This window comes from Streptomyces sp. NPDC045956 (genome assembly GCF_056430705.1).
In genome coordinates this window covers 209,108-225,424 of sequence record NZ_JBWKKZ010000001.1, presented here as the reverse complement: position 1 = coordinate 225,424, position 16,317 = coordinate 209,108, and the positions used below count along the sequence as shown (strand labels likewise).

The 16,317-nt window shown below is 72.6% G+C and carries 19 protein-coding genes; 7 read left to right on the top strand and 12 right to left on the bottom strand.

The window, feature by feature from the left end:
* Positions 1 to 167: 167 nt before the first annotated feature.
* Complete coding sequence (locus AC07FV_RS01000) at positions 168 to 716, top strand: MarR family winged helix-turn-helix transcriptional regulator (protein ID WP_479083737.1); 549 nt, start codon at positions 168 to 170, stop codon at positions 714 to 716.
* On the opposite strand, the gene AC07FV_RS00995 is transcribed toward AC07FV_RS01000, so the two are convergent.
* From AC07FV_RS00995 to AC07FV_RS00945, 11 genes are read right to left on the bottom strand one after another with little or no spacing between them, the layout of a single operon-like run.
* Complete coding sequence (locus AC07FV_RS00995) at positions 695 to 1,723, bottom strand: Rieske 2Fe-2S domain-containing protein (RefSeq protein ID WP_479083736.1); 1,029 nt, start codon at positions 1,721 to 1,723, stop codon at positions 695 to 697. The two genes, AC07FV_RS01000 and AC07FV_RS00995, sit on opposite strands and share 22 nt — an antisense overlap.
* A gap of 1 nt (position 1,724) precedes the next feature.
* Positions 1,725 to 1,949, bottom strand: coding sequence for a recombinase-like helix-turn-helix domain-containing protein (locus tag AC07FV_RS00990; RefSeq protein WP_356603710.1), 225 nt, complete (start codon positions 1,947 to 1,949; stop codon positions 1,725 to 1,727).
* 17 nt (positions 1,950 to 1,966) lie between these two features.
* Positions 1,967 to 2,911 (bottom strand): PDR/VanB family oxidoreductase, encoded by a 945-nt coding sequence (locus tag AC07FV_RS00985; protein ID WP_479083735.1) that lies wholly within the window; start codon positions 2,909 to 2,911, stop codon positions 1,967 to 1,969.
* Positions 2,912 to 2,925: 14 nt separating this feature from the next.
* On the bottom strand, positions 2,926 to 4,557 hold the full coding sequence (locus AC07FV_RS00980; protein WP_479083734.1) for a thiamine pyrophosphate-binding protein: 1,632 nt from the start codon (positions 4,555 to 4,557) through the stop codon (positions 2,926 to 2,928).
* A 9-nt stretch (positions 4,558 to 4,566) separates the two neighbouring features.
* Positions 4,567 to 5,358: an SDR family oxidoreductase gene (locus AC07FV_RS00975; protein ID WP_479083733.1), complete on the bottom strand. Its 792-nt coding sequence runs from the start codon at positions 5,356 to 5,358 to the stop codon at positions 4,567 to 4,569.
* 44 nt (positions 5,359 to 5,402) lie between these two features.
* On the bottom strand, positions 5,403 to 6,155 hold the full coding sequence (locus AC07FV_RS00970) for an SDR family oxidoreductase (protein ID WP_479083732.1): 753 nt from the start codon (positions 6,153 to 6,155) through the stop codon (positions 5,403 to 5,405).
* Positions 6,148 to 6,669 (bottom strand): cupin domain-containing protein, encoded by a 522-nt coding sequence (locus AC07FV_RS00965; protein WP_479083730.1) that lies wholly within the window; start codon positions 6,667 to 6,669, stop codon positions 6,148 to 6,150. The genes AC07FV_RS00970 and AC07FV_RS00965 overlap by 8 nt, the downstream gene beginning before the upstream one ends.
* Positions 6,670 to 6,674: 5 nt before the next feature.
* Positions 6,675 to 7,508, bottom strand: coding sequence for an alpha/beta fold hydrolase (locus AC07FV_RS00960; protein ID WP_479083729.1), 834 nt, complete (start codon positions 7,506 to 7,508; stop codon positions 6,675 to 6,677).
* Positions 7,505 to 8,305, bottom strand: a complete 801-nt coding sequence (locus AC07FV_RS00955) for an aspartate dehydrogenase domain-containing protein (protein ID WP_479083727.1) — start codon at positions 8,303 to 8,305, stop codon at positions 7,505 to 7,507. Before AC07FV_RS00955 ends, AC07FV_RS00960 begins: the two co-directional genes overlap by 4 nt.
* Complete coding sequence (locus AC07FV_RS00950) at positions 8,302 to 9,276, bottom strand: VOC family protein (protein ID WP_383640419.1); 975 nt, start codon at positions 9,274 to 9,276, stop codon at positions 8,302 to 8,304. Before AC07FV_RS00950 ends, AC07FV_RS00955 begins: the two co-directional genes overlap by 4 nt.
* Positions 9,277 to 9,300: 24 nt before the next feature.
* Positions 9,301 to 10,788: an aldehyde dehydrogenase family protein gene (locus tag AC07FV_RS00945; protein ID WP_479083725.1), complete on the bottom strand. Its 1,488-nt coding sequence runs from the start codon at positions 10,786 to 10,788 to the stop codon at positions 9,301 to 9,303.
* Positions 10,789 to 11,175: 387 nt separating this feature from the next.
* On the opposite strand from AC07FV_RS00945, the gene AC07FV_RS00940 reads away from it, so the two are divergent.
* The 3 genes from AC07FV_RS00940 (at position 11,176) to AC07FV_RS00930 (ending at position 14,412) form a co-directional block, all read left to right on the top strand.
* On the top strand, positions 11,176 to 12,579 hold the full coding sequence (locus AC07FV_RS00940) for an MFS transporter (RefSeq protein WP_479083723.1): 1,404 nt from the start codon (positions 11,176 to 11,178) through the stop codon (positions 12,577 to 12,579).
* 874 nt (positions 12,580 to 13,453) lie between these two features.
* Positions 13,454 to 13,825 carry a VOC family protein gene (locus AC07FV_RS00935; RefSeq protein ID WP_479083722.1) on the top strand — a complete coding sequence of 124 codons (372 nt, stop codon included), beginning with the start codon at positions 13,454 to 13,456 and terminating at the stop codon, positions 13,823 to 13,825.
* Between the two features lie 41 nt (positions 13,826 to 13,866).
* Positions 13,867 to 14,412, top strand: coding sequence for a hypothetical protein (locus tag AC07FV_RS00930; protein WP_479083721.1), 546 nt, complete (start codon positions 13,867 to 13,869; stop codon positions 14,410 to 14,412).
* 18 nt (positions 14,413 to 14,430) lie between these two features.
* On the opposite strand, the gene AC07FV_RS00925 is transcribed toward AC07FV_RS00930, so the two are convergent.
* Positions 14,431 to 14,862 carry an ATP-binding protein gene (locus AC07FV_RS00925; RefSeq protein ID WP_479083720.1) on the bottom strand — a complete coding sequence of 144 codons (432 nt, stop codon included), beginning with the start codon at positions 14,860 to 14,862 and terminating at the stop codon, positions 14,431 to 14,433.
* Positions 14,863 to 15,078: 216 nt separating this feature from the next.
* Here AC07FV_RS00925 and AC07FV_RS00920 point away from each other — a divergent pair, with 216 nt between their 5' ends.
* The 3 genes from AC07FV_RS00920 to AC07FV_RS00910 form a co-directional block, all read left to right on the top strand.
* Positions 15,079 to 15,930 (top strand): helix-turn-helix domain-containing protein, encoded by an 852-nt coding sequence (locus AC07FV_RS00920; protein ID WP_479083719.1) that lies wholly within the window; start codon positions 15,079 to 15,081, stop codon positions 15,928 to 15,930.
* 8 nt (positions 15,931 to 15,938) lie between these two features.
* The gene (locus AC07FV_RS00915; protein WP_479083717.1) at positions 15,939 to 16,154 is read left to right on the top strand and encodes a DUF397 domain-containing protein; all 216 of its coding nucleotides are present in this window, start codon (positions 15,939 to 15,941) and stop codon (positions 16,152 to 16,154) included.
* A 5-nt stretch (positions 16,155 to 16,159) separates the two neighbouring features.
* Positions 16,160 to 16,317 (top strand): DUF397 domain-containing protein (locus AC07FV_RS00910; RefSeq protein ID WP_479084859.1); only part of this gene is annotated, 158 nt, incomplete at its 3' end.

Genomic DNA, 16,317 nt, shown 5'->3' with positions numbered 1-16,317 from the left:
GGGAGGCGAACCACGCGGTGCCGGCCGTCCTGGCGGAGCACCGGGTGGCGTGGCGGGGCTGACGCACCGGGGCAGGGCAGGGCTGAACGTCCCCTGGGTGCGTCGGTGTCGGGGGTTTCCTTTAGGGCTAAGATTTCAGCACCGAACACGTGCCGCGAGGGGATGACATGGCTCAGGGCAGGGCGGCGAAGCGGCCGGACGCTGTGGCGGGGATCGTCGAGGACTGGGCGCGTGAGCGGCCCGAGCTGGACACGTCGCCGCTGGAGGTGCTGGCCCGGCTGCACCGGTCGTATCTCCAGTACCAGTCGCGGATGACCTCGCGGCTGGACGAGCACGGGCTGTCCGTCGCCGGGTTCGACGTGCTCACCGCGCTGCGCCGGGCGGGCGCCCCCTACCGGCTGACCGCCGGGCAGCTCGCGGACTCCGGGCTGATCTCCTCGGCGGGGGTGACGCTGCGCCTGGACCGGCTGGAGAAGGACGGTCTGCTCGTGCGCGAGCGTGATGCCGCCGACCGGCGCGTGGTGTACTCGCGGCTCACCGGGGCCGGGCTGGCGAAGGTGGACGAGGTGTTCGCCGAGCACCTGGAGAACGAGCGCCGGATGCTCGGCGGGATCTCCCCCGCCGAGCGTCGTCAGCTGAGCCGTCTGCTGTCCAAGCTGGAGCGTTCCATCGTGGACTCCGACGACATCCCCGCTCAGCGCGCCGAGACGGGCTGAGCCTTCGACTGCTGTCCGGCCTGGGCCTGGAAGAGGCGGCGCAGGCGGACCACGCCGAGGTCGTGCTGGTAGAGGTTCTCCCGCTGGTCGGCGTCGGCGGGCATGCTCTCCAGGATGACGCGGTCCTGCTCCAGGACCTCCCAGTGGCGGGCCTCGATGAGGGTCTTGTAGAGGAAGCGCCAGGTGTCGCGCTGCCAGTCGTTCACCTTGCGGTAGCGCCAGAAGAAGACGCCGGTGCGCCCCGCGTCCACCGGGCAGGCCATGCCGACGATGCCGAAGGGGCCCCCGGGCCCGGCCGACGGCGGGTAGGGGATGGACAGGTCCACCCAGTCGACGCCGGTGCGGCACAGCTCGACCCAGTCGAAGTTGACGCCGATCTGGTCGGTCTTCTCGAAGAAGTAGCCCCGCTCGGTCTCCCGGATGCGGAACTTCGCGGACGTGTCGCCGGCGAACATGGTGTGCGACTCGGAGTGCAGGAACGCGCCGTGCATCGGGTCGAGGAGGTTCTCCATGGCGAACCGCCACGGCACGTCCCACTCGGCGTAGCAGAGGAAGGCGGAGATCTCCTCGTCGGCGAGCGGTTCGGGGAGTGTCAGGTCCACCGGCTCCGGGTGCTCCTCGTCGCCGAAGTACGCGAGGATCGCGCCGCCGACCTCGCGCACGGGCAGCGAGGTGACGAGGGTCTTGCCCTCCAGGTTGCAGCCGGGCAGGCCGGGCACCGAGGTGACCGTGCCGGTGCCGTCGACCTCGACACCGTGGTACCAGCAGGCGACCCGGTCGCCGAGGTGCTTGCCGAGGGACAGGGGCGCCCCGCGGTGGGGGCAGCGGTCGGCGAGCATGGAGAGCCCGCCGTCGGCCTTGCGGAAGAGCAGCCAGTCCTCGCCGAGGGCGGTCACCTTGCGCAGGCCGCCGGGTTCGACGAAGTGGGAGGGCACCACGGGGTGCCACTGGTTGCGCAGGCCGTGGGCGTAGATGTGGTCTGCGGTGTCGCGGGTGGAGAGGGTCATGTCAGGCTCCCAGGCGGTGCATCTCGGCGCGGAAGGACTCCTCGGTCCAGGGCTCCCCGGTGGGTGTGCGCAGCTGGCGGGAGTTGAGGCCGTCGATCACGTCGGACAGCTCGTGGCCGTCCTTGGTGAAGATGTCCTCCAGGGTGCGCGCGAGTTTGGTCTCGTACGGGGTGGGCTCGTGGTCGCGGGTCTGGTGGGTTTCCAGGTAGGGCCAGGTCTCGGGCACGGCGTTCTCCACAGGGGTCAGAGGTTCAGGACGAGGCGGTCCGAGGCGCAGCGCGAGACGCAGATCATCATCGTCCCGCCGGTGGCGCGCTCGGCGTCGCTGAGCAGGAAGTCGCGGTGGTCGGGTGTGCCGGCGAGGACGCGGGTCTCGCAGGAGCCGCAGATGCCGTCGCGGCAGGAGGAGGCGACGTCCAACCCGGCGTTCTCGGCGGCCTCCAGGATGGAGGTGCCGGGGGCGACGTTCAGGGTCACCCCCGACGCCCGGCACTCCACCTCGAAGGCGCTGTCGTCGTCCTCGCGGGTCACCGTCGGCGCGGCGAAGCGCTCAGTGCGCAGCCGCCCTTCCGGCACCGCCTCCTCGACCGCCTTCAGCAGCGGCTCGGGGCCGCAGCAGTAGACCAGCGCGTCGGCCGGCAGGTCCGCGAGGACACCGGTCACGTCGATGTGGCCCTGTTCGTCCTGCGGTACGAGGGTCACCTCGCCGCCGAGGGCCGCGAGTTCGCCGCCGAAGGCCATCGAGGCCCGGGTGCGGCCGCCGTGGACCAGCCGGTACGGGACGCCGTCCCGCTCCGCGCGGCGGGCCATCGCCAGGATCGGCGTGATGCCGATGCCGCCCGCGAGGAAGACGTAGGAGGCGGCCGGTTCGAGGGCGAAGTGGTTGCGCGGCCCGGCCACCCGCACAGTCTGGCCGGGCCGCACCTTGGTGTGCACGTGGCGGGAACCGCCGCGTGACGCCGGCTCGTTGAGGATGCCGAGCCGGTACACCCCCGTCTCCTCCGGGTCGCCGCACAGGCTGTACTGGCGGACGTGGCCGCCCACGTGCAGGTCCAGGTGGGCGCCGGGCGTCCAGGCGGGCAGCGGTTTGCCCTCCGGGTGGACCAGTTCGACGGAGAGGACTCCGTCCGCCTCCCAGGTCGTGCGGTGGACGAGGAGGTCCAGTTCCTGCTCTTCGGTGGCGCTCATGTCGGCGGGCCTCCCTACCGGGTGGGGATCTTGACGGGCGGGGTGAACGGGTTCTTCATCGGGCCGAGCGCGGCCAGGTCGACCTCGACGAGGGTCGGGCCGTCGGAGGCGACGGCCGCCTCGATCACCTTCGCGGCCTCGCTCGCGTCGCCGATCCGCGCGTACGGGAGGGAGCAGGCGGCGGCGAGCTGCGCGAAGTCGGGGGTGAACAGGTCGACGCCGGAGCGGCGTTCGGTGTACGTGGCCTGCATGTTGCGCAGCACTCCGTAGCCGCCGTCGTTGAAGACGATCAGGGTCAGCCGGGGCCGTTCCTGGGCGAGGGTGAGCAGTTCGCCGAGGTGGACGGCGAGTCCGCCGTCGCCGGCGATGACCACGGTGGGCTCGTCGGGGCGGGCGAGGGCCGCGCCGAGGCCCATGCCGAGGCCCTGGCCGATGCCGCCGCCGCGCGGGAAGACGTTGGCCCGCGGGTCGTGGATCGGCAGCAGGCGGTTCCCCCAGGACGACGACGGGATGGTCACGTCCCGGGCGACGACGGCACCGCGCGGCAGGGCCGCGGCGAGGGCGTCGCAGATCGCGGCCTGCGGGCCGATACCGTCGTGCAGGGCGGCCCGCACCTCCTCCCGCACCCGGCGCACGCGTGCCGTCCAGTCCGCGTCGGCCCGTACGGCGGCCTCGGTGAGGCTGGGCAGGACGGCCGCCGCGTCGCCGTGCAGGGCGTGCGGCGCGGGGTACACCCGGCCGAGGGCGGCGGCGTCGATGTCGATCTGGACGTGGGCCTCGGGGAGCCGGAGGCCGTAGTCGGCGGTCTCGTTGGAGCGGAAGTGGGTGCCGACGGTGACGAGGACGTCGGCGTCGGCGAGCAGGGCCCGGGCGGCGGGCGTGGTGGCGAAGTTGCCGATGACCTGGTCGTGGTCCTCGGGCACGGAGCCCCGCCCGGAGTTGGTGGTGAGCAGCCCGGCGCCGGTGGTCTCCAGCAGGGCGAGGAGCTGGTCGCGGGCGGTGTTCGCGCCGCCGCCGGCCCAGATCAGGGGGCGTCGGGCGGTGGCGAGCAGGTCGCGGGCGGCGGCCAGGCGGGCCGGGTCCGGCACCGGCGCGTCGGCGACCGGGGCGCTCTGCCCGTCGTCCTCCTGGGCCGCGTACTGGAGGTCGATCGGCCACTCCACGCTCGCCGGTCCGCCCGGGGCGGTGAGCGCGGCGGCGGTCGCCTCGCGCAGGACGCGGCCCGCGTCCCGGGTGGAGGTGACGGTCGCGGCGTACGCGGACACCGCGGTGAGCATGCCCAGCTGGTCCTTGGTCTCGTGAATGAAGCCGCGCCCGCTGCCGAGGTACGCCGACTCGACCTGCCCGGTGACGTGCAGCACCGCCGTGCCCGAGGCCAGCGCCTCGATCAGGGAGCCGGCGGCGTTGCCCGCGCCGGTGCCGGTGGAGGTGAGGGCGCAGCCGATCGAACCGCGGGCGCGGCCGTAGGCGTCGGCGGCGTTGACGGCGCTCGCCTCGTGGCGCACCGGCACGAACCGCAGCTCCGGGTCGGCCTCGACGGCCTCCACCAGCGGCAGGTTGTGCACGGACACGATGCCGAACACCGTGTCGACGCCGATGGACTTGAGGTGTGCGGTCAGGAGTCCGCCACCGTGGTCGTAACGCATGCGAACTCCTCAGAGGATGCCGCGGCCGACTCCGCCGCAGACGTCGATGCTGGTTCCGGTGATGTACGAGGCGCGCGGGGAGAGCAGCGAGACGATCGCGTAGGCGACCTCCTCGGCGCGGCCGAGCCTCCCCAGCGCGATGCCCCGGTCGGCGGCGATCTCCGCCTGCCACTCCTCGTAGGTGAGGCCGCTGTCGGCCGCGGCGTGGCGGCGGGTCCACTGGCCGGTGTCGACCAGGCCGAGGCAGACGGAGTTGACGCGGATGCCCTCGGGGGCGAGTTCGCGGGCGAGGGAGGTGGAGAGGTTGAGGATGCCGGCGCGGGCGGCGCTCGTGGTGATCAGCCGGGTCTCCGGCTGCTTGGCGAGGACGGCGTTGACGTTGACGATCGCGGCGGCGTCGGAGTCCCCGAGGCGGGCGCGGGCGGCGGCGAGGGGGTGGAGGACGCCCGCGAACTTCAGTTCCAGTTCGTCGCGCCAGTCGGCCTCCGTCGTCTCGTCGAGGGACTTCATCCGGGACTGGCCCGCGTTGTTGACGAGCCCGTCGAGGCGTCCGCCGAGGTGGGCGGCGGCCCGCTCGGTGAAGTCCCGTACGGCGTCGGCGTCCCGGACGTCGCAGACGCCGGTGTACAGCCGGTCCGGGCCGGCGCCGAGATGCGCCGCGGCCTTGGCGAGCCGGTCGGCGTCGCGTCCGCAGGTGGCGACGCGGGCGCCTTCCGCCAGCAGGGCCCGGACCGTGGCCAGGCCGACGCCGGAGCTGCCGCCGGTGACCATCACGGTGCGGTCGGCGAGGCCGAGATCCATGGGTGCTCCTTGCAGGTGGGGGCGCGGTTCCGGGGGGAGGTGGGTCAGTGCATGGTGAAGCCGCCGTTGACGGCGACGACCTGTCCGGTCAGGTAGCGGGACTCCGCGCCGAGCAGGTAGGAGACGAGCCCCACCAGGTCGTCGGGGGTCTGCGGGCGGGCGATGGCGCGGTTCGCCGCGTACAGGGCGTGCCGCTCGGCCGGTACGGACTCGGTCGCCTCGACCTCGGTGAGGCCCGGCGCCACCGCGTTGACGGTGATGCCGTGCTCGCCCAGTTCGCGGGCCATCGCCCGGGTCAGGGCGACGACCGCGCCCTTGGAGGCGATGTAGTGGGCGAGTCGCGGGGAGCCGTAGAGCGCCGCGTCGGAGGCGATGTTGACGATGCGGCCCGGGGCGGACATCAGCGGCAGCAGGTGCTTGGCGACGAGCCAGGGGCCGCGGGCGTTGACGGTCATCAGCCGGTCCCAGGCCTCGACGTCGATGTCCTGGAACTCCCGGCCGCCCACACCGTTGGCGAGCGCCGCGTTGTTGACCAGGCCGTACAGGGGGCCGGCGGGACCGAGGCGGTCGGCCAGCGCCTCGACCGAGGCGGGGTCGGCGACGTCCAGCGGCACAAACTCCGCGGCGCCGCCCGCCGCGCGGATCGCGGCCGCCGTACGGGAGCCCCACTCCTCGTTCAGCTCGGCGACGACGACCCGGTACCCGTCGGCCGCCGCCCGGCGGGCCATGGCCTCCCCCAGGCCACGGCCCGCGCCGGTCACGACGACCACAGGGCGCCCGGTGGCCGGGTCAGTCACGGGTGACGCCGTACAGCGGGGAGTACTCGGGGTACGTCGGCACCTGCGGCTTCTGCGTGCCGATGATCACGCAGAACAGGGCGTCGGTGTCGCCCTCGTTCTTCAGGGAGCGGGTCACCCCGGCCGGCACCACGATCATGTCGCGGTAGCCGAGGGTGCGGTACTCGGCCTCGTCGGGGCCGCGGTGGATGCCGACGCGGACCTCGCCCTCCAGGACGAAGAAGGCCTCCTCGACGTCGTGGTGGGTGTGGGCGGGGCCCTCGGCGCCGGGCGGCAGCAGCATGTTGGAGAAGGTGAAGCCGCCGGAGGGGAGGATGCGGCCGTCGTTCTCGTGGTTGCCGGTGGCGCCGGAGCCGACGTAGCGGATCTGCGCCCGCTTGAACTGCGGGCCGGCCTTCTCCTGGAAGGACAGGGTGCCCCAGTCCGGCTCGCGGGAGGCCTTGGAGGCGATCAGGGAGTCGGTGTACTTGGCGAGGTCCGAGCCGTTGTCGTACTCGTCGGTGGTCAGCGGCATGGTGATCAGCCCTTCCGGGTGCGGGTGTCGGTGGTGCGGGTGAGGGTGCTGCGGGTGTCGGTGACGATGTGCAGGTGCGAGAGCAGCCAGGCGTTGAAGTGCTCGGGCTGTTCCTGGTTGGCCAGGTGACCGGCGTCCTTGACGATCACGTAGGCGGTCTTGTGCAGGCCGCCGGCCAGGACCTGTGAGGCGTCGGGGCCGGTGATCCGGTCCTTCTCACCGCACAGGACGAGGGTGGGCGCGGTGACCCGGGCGAGTTCGCCGCGCAGGTCGGTGCGGGCCATGGATTCCGCCGCCTGCCGGTAGCCGGGCGTGCGGACCGCGGCGGCCATGGTGTCGACGACGCGTCGCACCAGCTCGGGCGGCGCGTCCTCGGACACCAGGCGGGGGCCGCGCCGCTCCGCGAAGGCCCGGGGTCCGAGGCTCTCCAGTTCCGGGACCCGGGCGCGCATCGCGGCGGCCTTCTCGGGGCTGGTGCCGGAGCCGGGCGTGGAGTCGGCGACGGTGAGGGAGGCGACGAGGTCCGGGTGCCGGGTGGCGAGCCGCAGGGCGATCACGCCGCCCCAGGAGACGCCGACGACGTGGGCTTCGGTGCCGCGGGCGCGGATGACGGCGGCGGCGGTGTCGGCGTAGTCGTCGAGCGTCAGGGCGCCGTCCGGGTCGGCGGACCTGCCGTATCCGGGCGCGTCCCAGGCCACCATGCGGTGTGCGGCGGCGAGCGCCTCGGTCTGCGGGGCGAAGGCGGCGGAGGAGGAGCCGATGCCGTGCAGGCACAGCACCAGCGGCCCTTCGCGGCCGGCTTCCTCCAGGTGCAGCCCGGCGAGGTCGTGGGCGGTCACAGGATCTGCCCCCGCCGTCCGGCCAGGGCCGCGAGCGAGCGCAGCACGGCGTAGGGCACGACCTGGCTGGTCGCCGGGTTGGCCGCGTCGGGGACGTGGCGCACCTCGAAGCGGTACGAGCCCTGCGGTCCGCTCGCCTCGATCACGTGCGAGGTGTGCGAGGCCGCCGGGTCCGCGACGACCCGGACCTGTACGGCGTCGAGGTCGCCGACGGCGAGGGCCACCGAGGCGGCGACGTTGGTGGACTTGGGGAACCTGACCGGCACCTCGCGCGCCGTCCCCCGCATGACCTCCACGGGGGTGGTCGTGGACCGCATCCGGGCGAGCGTCTCCTCGTCCATCCAGGGCTGTTCCAGGGTGGACGGCAGCTTGGTGGTGGTCAGCGTGACCTCGCCGAGCGGTCCCATGGCGCGTACGGCCTGGAGCAGGTCGAGTCCGCCGACCGCGCCGCCGGTGAAGTACACCCGTCCGGGCCCGGCGGCGAGGAGCCGCTTGGACAGCTCGTCGTCGGTGAGCGCCCCGGTGGACGCGACCAGCAGGTCGGTGCCGGAGGTGAGGATCGCCTCGCCCCATTCCCGTACGACGCCCTGGCCGGCGGCCTCGACGATCAGGTCGCAGGAGGCGAGGGCCTGTTCCACGGTCAGCTGCGGGGCGGGGACCGCGTCGCCGAGCGGCCGGTTGTCGACGATGCCGGTCAGCTCGGCCCCTGGCACCTCGCCCGCGGCGAGGGCGCCGCCGACGGTCCGGCCGATGGCGCCCCAGCCGATGAGGCCGACCTTGCGCGTGCCGCCGTTCATGCCGCCGCTCCTTCGGTGCCGGTGCCGGTGCCGGGGTTCGTGAGGGTGGGGGCGTCCACGGGCGGGACGACGGGGCTGCCGTCGGGCGTGCCCGCCATGTGGGCGCGGATCCGCTTCGAGGGCGGGCCGGCGGTCCCCCACAGGTCGGACAGCTCCGGGGTGCGCCGCCACACCTTGCAGATCCAGCTGTCCTCGACGATCTGGGCGACCTCGGTCGTGTACTCGCACACCAGGCCGGTGGGGTCGGTGAAGTAGGAGAAGGTGTTGTTGCCGGGGCCGTGCCGGCCGGGGCCCCACTCGGGGGTGATCCCGTGGTGCCGGAGCCGGCCGAGGCCGCGCATGAAGTGGTCGATCGAGGTCATCTCGTAGGCCACGTGGTTGAGGGAGACCCACGGGGCCTGGTTGAAGGCGACGCAGTGGTGGTCGGAGCCGCAGCGCAGGAAGGCCATCTGGTGCTCGGACCAGTCCGAGACGCGCATGCCGAGCACGTCGCGGTAGAAGGCGACGGAGGCGTCGATGTCGGGGGTGTTGAGGACGGCGTGGGTGACGCCCACCGGCAGTGACGCGTCGCGGCTGCGTTCGGTGACCGCCCAGGTGTCGGCGGACAGTTCGATCAGCCGTCCGTCGAGGTCGTGGAAGCGCAGGCCGTAGCCGCCGCCGACCTGGTCGAGGGGGCCGGGTTCGGTGACGGGCGTGATGCCGCGTGCCCGGAGCCGGCGGGCCGCCTCGTCGATCTCGGCGGGGGTGCCGAGCGCGAAGACCAGCCGTCCGAGGCCGATCGTCTCGGAACGGGTCAGGCGCAGGGCGTGGTGCTCCTCGCCGGTGCCGCGCAGCCAGCTCGCGCTGTGCTCGGCCTCGACGACCTGGAGGCCCCACACCTCCTCGTAGAAGTCGACGGCGTCGGCGTAGTTCGGGGTGAGCAGCTCGACCGAGCGCAGGGCGCGCAGCCGGCCGATCGGGGGGTGGGTCATGGCGGAGTCTCCCTAGGGGGTCGGTCAGTTGGCCCAGGGCAGGGGCGTGGAGTCGGTGCCCCAGTACAGGGACTTCTGCCGCTGGTAGGCGCGGATCAGGTCGCGGCCCTTCTCGGTGCCGAGTCCGGAGTCCTTCATCCCGCCGAAGGGGGTGGAGATCGAGAACTGCTTGTAGGTGTTGATCCAGACGGTGCCCGCCTCGATCCGCCGCCCGAGCCGCCAGGCGGCCCGCGCGTCCCGGGTCCAGATGCCGCAGGCGAGGCCGTAGACGGAGTCGTTGGCCTGCGCGACCAGCTCGTCCTCGTCGTCGTGGGGCAGCGCGACGAGCACCGGGCCGAAGATCTCCTCCTGGCAGACGCGGGCCGAGTTCGGCAGGGAGTCGATGACGGTCGGCAGGTAGTAGGCGCCCTTCGCGTAGCGCTCGCCCTCGGGCGCGGCCCCGCCGCACAGCACCCGACCGCCCTCCTGCCGGGCGCGTTCGACGGCCTCGGCGACGGCGTCGCGGTGCGCGTGGTGGACGAGCGGCGCGACCTGGGTGTCGGGGGACGTGCCCGGCCCGACCCTCAGCTTCCGCACCCGTTCGACCAGTTCGCCGACGAAGGAGTCGTACAGCGAGGCGTGGACGAAGAGCCGCGATCCGGCGATGCAGGACTGGCCGCTGGAGGAGAAGACCCCGTACATCACGCCCGCGAGGGCCTGCTCGACGTCGGCGTCCTCCCGCACGATCGTCGGGGACTTCCCGCCCAGTTCGAGGGAGGCGGGGACGAGCTTGTCGGCGGCCGCGCGGGCGATGGAGCGCCCGGTGGTGGTGCCGCCGGTGAAGCCGATCCGGCCGACGAGCGGGTGCCTGACGATCGCGTCGCCCACGATGCGGCCCTTGCCCGGCAGGACGGACAGCAGCGCGGTCGGCAGCCGCTCCTCGCTGAGGACCTGGTGGACCAGGCGCCCGAAGGCGAGGGAGACCAGCGGCGTCCACTCGGCGGGCTTGAGCAGGACCGCGTTGCCACCGCCCAGCGCGGGGGCGACCTTCTGCGCGTCGGAGGCGATCGGCGAGTTCCAGGGGTTGATCGCGCCGACGACGCCGATCGGTTCGTACGTGCTCAGCGTGACGTACGGGCCGCGCGAGGGCGTGAGCGCGTCCTCGGCCGTCTCCAGGGCCGCGGCCGTGTAGCGGAAGGTGCCGGCGGCGCTCAGCGCGAGGGCGTGGGTCTCGCCGAGGGTCTTGCCCGTGTCGGCGGTCTGGAGCGCGGACAGCCGACCGGCGTGCTCCTCGATCAGGTCGCCGATCCGGTACAGGACGCGGGCCCGCCGGTGGGGCGCGAGCCCCCGCCACTCGGGAGCGGCGGCCGCCGCGGCGGCGGCGTGCGCGGCCTCGTCCACCTCGTCGGCCGAGGCGGCGTGGACGGTGGCGACGACGGTGCCGTCGGCCGGGTCCACGGTGTGGATGGGCAGCCCGCCGCCGCGTCGCCAGTGCCCCCCGATGAGGATCTCGTCGGCTGGGATGCGCGCCATGGTGGCCTCCGGGAGGGACGGTGCGGGAACTCGCGGACACCACGGCTGCGTTGCCGAACCGCTGTGCCTAAGTGCTCGAAATCTAAGGGCTTAACTATTTCGACCGCAAGGGACCCGGGGCGATGAATTTTTTACGACGTCAGGAGTAAGGCTTGCCTAACCTCGGCGGGCTACCGGTAGAACTTAAGCCCTGAGACATTCAGCGCCTACATAAGTGGGGCGGCGGCACCGTCCGCACGGCCCGCTCGTCTCGTCCTCGCAGCACCTCTCCAGCCCCCATCGCCCCACCGCTGCCCGGCACGCGGTTGCTCCGCCGTGCCGTGCGGCCCGACCCCTCCCCTGCGGGATCGCACGCTCCCCGCCCTACGGGATCCGGAGACCCCATTCATGACGATCGACGCAGCCCGTGCTGCCGAAGGCCGACAGGGCGGCGACTCGGCCGCCGTCGCGGCCGCCATCGGTGCCCGCTTCGAACGCCTGCCCCTGTGCCGCTGGCAGGTGATGGTCCGGCTCGTCGTCGGCGCCGTCACCTTCTTCGAGGCGTTCGACCAGCTCCTGATCGCCTACGCGCTCCCGGACCTGCGGGACGAGTGGAGCCTCGGCACGACGCAGGTCACCGCCCTGATGACCGTCGGCTCGATCGGCATGCTGATCGGCGCGCTGGCCTCGGGCAGGCTCGCCGACCGGATCGGCCGGGTGAAGGTCATCGCCGGCTGCATCGCGCTGTCCGGCGTCTGCAACGTGCTGCTGACCCTCTGCACCTCGCCCGAGCCCTTCATGGCGATCCGCTTCGTCCAGGGCATGGCGATCGGCGGCGAGGTGCCGATCGCGGCCACCTTCATCGCGGAGATCACCCGCGCCCACAAGCGCGGCCGCTTCGTGCTCCTCTACGAACTGGTCTTCCCGGCCGGCCTGACCGCGGGCGCGCTCCTTGCGGCCTGGCTGGTGCCGGTACTCGGCTGGCGCTGGGTGTTCGCCCTGGCGGCGATCCCCGGCCTGCTCTGCTTCGCCCTCGCCCGCTGGGTGCCGGAGTCGCCGCGCTGGCTCGCCGACCACGGCCGGCACGAGGAGGCGCTGGCGACGATGACCTCGATCGAGGAGAAGGTCGAGAAGATCACCGGGGCTCCGCTGCCCGAGCCCGCCCCGGCGCGGCCGGCCCCGCCCGCACCGGCCAGGAGCGGCCTGCGTGAGCTGCTGAGCGGCCGGTACGGCAAGCGCACCCTCGTCATCGGCCTCCTGTGGTTCACGGGTTACTTCGCCAACTACGGCATCACGTCCTGGCTGCCGACCATCTACGAGGACCACTTCGACCTCGACCTGTCCACGGCGCTTCTCTACTCGACGGTGACGAGCTGCGCGGGACTGGTCGGCTGCTTGGTCGTCGCCCTCACCGTCGACCGGGTCGGCCGCCGCAACACGGTGATCTGGTGCATGGCGGCGGCCGCGCTCTGCCTGCTGCTCCTGGGCCTGGCGGGCGGCGACTCGGCGACGGGCATCCTGGCCTGGACGTCCCTGGCCGCGGTCTTCCTGTTCGGCTCCAACATCTGCCTCTACCTGTACACGCCGGAACTCTTCCCCACCCGGATCAGGGCGCTGGGCTCCAGCGTGGGCGGCGCGATGAACCGCCTGGGCATCATCCTCGGGCCGATCGTCGTGGGCGCCATCTACGCCGGGGGCGCGATGGGCACGGTGTTCGTGACCCTGGCGGCCGTCGCCCTCCTCGGATCGCTGACGGCGGCGGCCTGGGCGGAGGAGACGACCGGGCGCACGCTGGAGGAGGTCGCCCCGTAGCGGCATCCGCATCCGCGGGCGGCGGCGTGCGGGAGGCGGTGAGTCGCCTCACCGCCCGCCGCGGACCGGCGAGTGGTGGTTGGGGGGCGAGTCACTTCACCGCTTCCGCCGACCGGCGAGCGGCAGGCGGCGGGTGGCAGGCGGCGGGTGGCAGGCGGCGAGGCACCTTGTCCCGGAGCGGGAGGGCGCCGAGTTGTGGAGGGGCCGGCCGGTGCTGCCCGCGGGACGGACGGAGACCGGGTGTGCGTTCGGCTTCGAGAAGGAAGGACCCCTCCGCCGCCGTCCGCCGTCAGTTCTTCGTCTCCCCCACTCCCTGGGCCTCTCACAACGGCAGGTGCGTGCCGCTCCGGGTGCGGCCGGCCGGTGGGCCGACCCGGCACGTGCTGCATCCGTCGGTGGCGGAGCCGGGGGCGGGAGGTGTTCTCGTCCACCGTGCGCGGACCGGAGGTCGAGCACCGCGGACGGATACCGGAGCCCTTCGATCCGACACGGTCGGCCGCGAGCGGTGAGAGCGCCGAGGGCGACCGAGAGACGTCTGCTCGCCGCCCTGGAGCACGAGTTCGGATGGTCGCTGCCCCCGATCGGGCGACGCGGGCGGCACGGCGGCCGGGACGCGCGACGGACGCCGGCCGTGACGACGAAGGTGTCGAGCCGCAGCGCGAACAGTTGAGGTGAAGGTGTTGGCGGGGCGCTCAAATGAGAGGGAGGTGAGCGGATGGGTGGCAAGTGTTCACGCTTTTTCGGGGGTGAGGCGGCGGGGTACGACCCGCGCCGGACACCTGCTCACGCGCAACACGACAGTCGGTGTCACGTTTTCCCGCGAGACTGGCAGCGGCGGCCGGGACCGGCCCGCCCGGAAGGAGCCAGACACCCCATGCCCGCACCCAATCTCTTCCTCGTCTACGTCAGTGACGTGGAGCGCGCGACCGCGTTCTACACCGACCTCTTCGAGATCGAGCCGGTCATGACCACCCCCCGGTACGTTCCGTTCGAGGTCGCGCCCGGAGTGCTCTTCGCGGTCTGGGGCGGTCGGGCCGACCTGGCCACCCCGCAGACGCCGCGCACCTCGGAGGTGGGCCTGATGGTCCCCGGCTCCTCGGCGGCCGTCGACGACCTCCACTCCGCGTGGGTCGCCAAGGGCGTCACCGTGGTCGAGGCCCCGCACGACGAGGTCTTCGGCCGCACCTTCGTCGCCGCGGACCCGGACGGCAACCTCGTCAGGGTCTCCCCCGTCGACCCGCGGTAACTTTTGTTTACGCATACGGCTTCGTAAACTAAAGTTGTCACATGACGGTTCCTGAGATCACTCCAGAAGAGCGGGCGGAACTCGACAAGGCCCTGTACGACGCCTTGAACCCGCTGGCGTCGGCCATCCGCTCCCGGGAGACCGGGCTGCCCGCCGCTCGCATGTGGGACGCGAGCCCTGTCGAAGTGACGCTGTCCGTACTGGCCGCCTGGAAGGTGGTGGACGGCGAGGTCAAGCGGCTCACGGAGCGGGCGGCGGCAACCGCCGGCTCCTACGGCGCGAGCTATGAGCAGCTGGGAGCGGTCTGGGGGATCACCCGGCAGGGGGCCCGGAAGAAGTGGCCCGAGGCCGTCAGCCGCCCGGCACCCGGACCGGCGGACAAGAGCACGCTCGCACTGTTCGGAGGCACCGCCGAGCTGGTGCGGTCGCTTTCCGGCGGTTGGGCATGGACCGGCCGAGGCGCTGACGGGGCATCCGGCACGGGCGTCGACGGGGCGCCGTACGTGACCGCCGAGGAAGCGGCGGCCCACGCGGGCGTGTTCCTCAAGGAACACGCCCTCGACACCGGCGAACAGCCCCGAAGCTGATCACCCACCCGACCACCCTCACGCCGGGCGCCTCTCACCCGGAGGCCCGGACCCCAGCTCGCACCAGACGTACTTGCCCCGGTTGCCCTCCCTGGCCAGCGGCTGCCACCCCCACACGTCGGCACAGGCCCGCACCATGGCCAGCCCTCGCCCGTCCTCCCTCTCCAGAGCCCGCTCGAAGGGCTGCGGCGGCTCGGGCGGCGAGGGATCCGCGTCCCACGCCCCGATCCGCAGCACGCCCGCCGCCCAGCGCACCCGCAGGGCGGCGGGCCCCTTGGTGTGCCGCACGGCATTGCCCACCAGCTCCGCCGCGAGCAGCTCGGCGACGTCGACGAGCCGGATCAGCCCGTGCACGGCGAGGATGAGCCGCAGCGTCCGCCGGCAGACGGTCACGGCTCTGGGATCGTTCGGGATGCAGAGGGAGTACTCCCACGGATCGTTCTCGGACATGCGGCTTCCCTTCGGGGGGCGAGGTGGGCGCGAGGCCGGTGTCATGCCGCGTCCTCATGACAGGACAAAGCGGTGCGCTTCCGGCACCCAGGATTGCGCAGAGTGTGCGCTGCCTCACCGAAGGTAGACCTTAGATTTAATGTCGAGCAAGCCCGTCGCGTAATCTGACACCCGAACGAGTAACGGCGCCGGGCGCGTTGAGCGAGGGGCAGGAGCATGGGGACCAAGCGCGAGGCAACGGCGCGGCAGTTGCGCCTGGCGGTCGAACTGCGCAGGCTGCGGGACGCGTCCACCCTCAGCGCCCGCGAGGCGGCGGAACTGCTGGGCGTGAACTCTGTTCAGATCAGTCAGATCGAGTCCGGCATCACGGGCGTGAGCGAGCAGCGACTACGCCGCCTGGCTGCACACTACGACTGCAGAGACGAGGAGTTGATCGACGCTCTCGTCTCGATGGCGACCGATCGCACACGCGGCTGGTGGGAGGAGTACCGGACCCACCTGCCCACCTCGTTCCTGGACCTTTCCGAACTGGAACATCACGCGACCTTCCGCTGGGACGTGGACTTCTTGCACGTTCCCGGCCTTCTCCAGGTCGACGACTACGCCCGGGCGCTCTTCTCTCGGCGCGTGCCCGAACTCCCCGAGAAAGACCTGGAGATGCGCGTGCGCCATCGGATGGGGCGCCGCGTGGTCATCGAAGGCGAACGGCCGGCCCCGTACGAAGCGCTGATCCACGAAGCCGCGTTGCGCATCCGGGTCGGCGGCCGCGGCACCTCGCGTTCCCAGCTCGCCCACATTCTCGAGGTCTCCGAGGCCGACCATGTGACGGTGCGCGTCATCCCGTTCGAGCTGGAGGAGTTCGCCGACGTCACAGCCGCCATGGCCTACGTCGGCGGTACGGTCCCGAGACTGGACACCGTCGTGCGCGACGGCCCACACGGCACGCTCTTCATCGACTCCGAACCCCAGCTGGCCGTCTTTCGAACGCTCTTCCGTAGAGTGGAAGCGGTCTCGCTCCCTCCCGAGCGTTCGCGGGACTTCATCCACAGGCTGGCGAAGGAACTGTGAGGTATCCGGTGACCACCCCCGACGGCTGGCGGAAGTCCTCCTACTCCGGCAGCGGCGACGGCAACGCCTGCGTAGAGGTCGCCCCCGGCCACCACCGCACCGCCGTCCGCGACTCCAAGGCGCCCACCCGAGCCGTGCTCACCTTCCCCGCCCCCGCCTTCGCCACCTTCCTCCGCACCCTCGCCGCAGAAGAAGTCATTCACCGGCTGGCGAAGGAGCTGTGACCCCCATGACACGCGGCGCATGGAAGAAGTCGTCCTACTCCGGCGGCGGCGAGGGCAACGACTGCGTCGAGGTCGCCCCCGGCCACCACCGCACCGCCGTCCGCGACTCCAAGGCGCCCACCCGAGCCGTGCTCACCTTCCCCGCCCCCGCCTTCGCCACCTT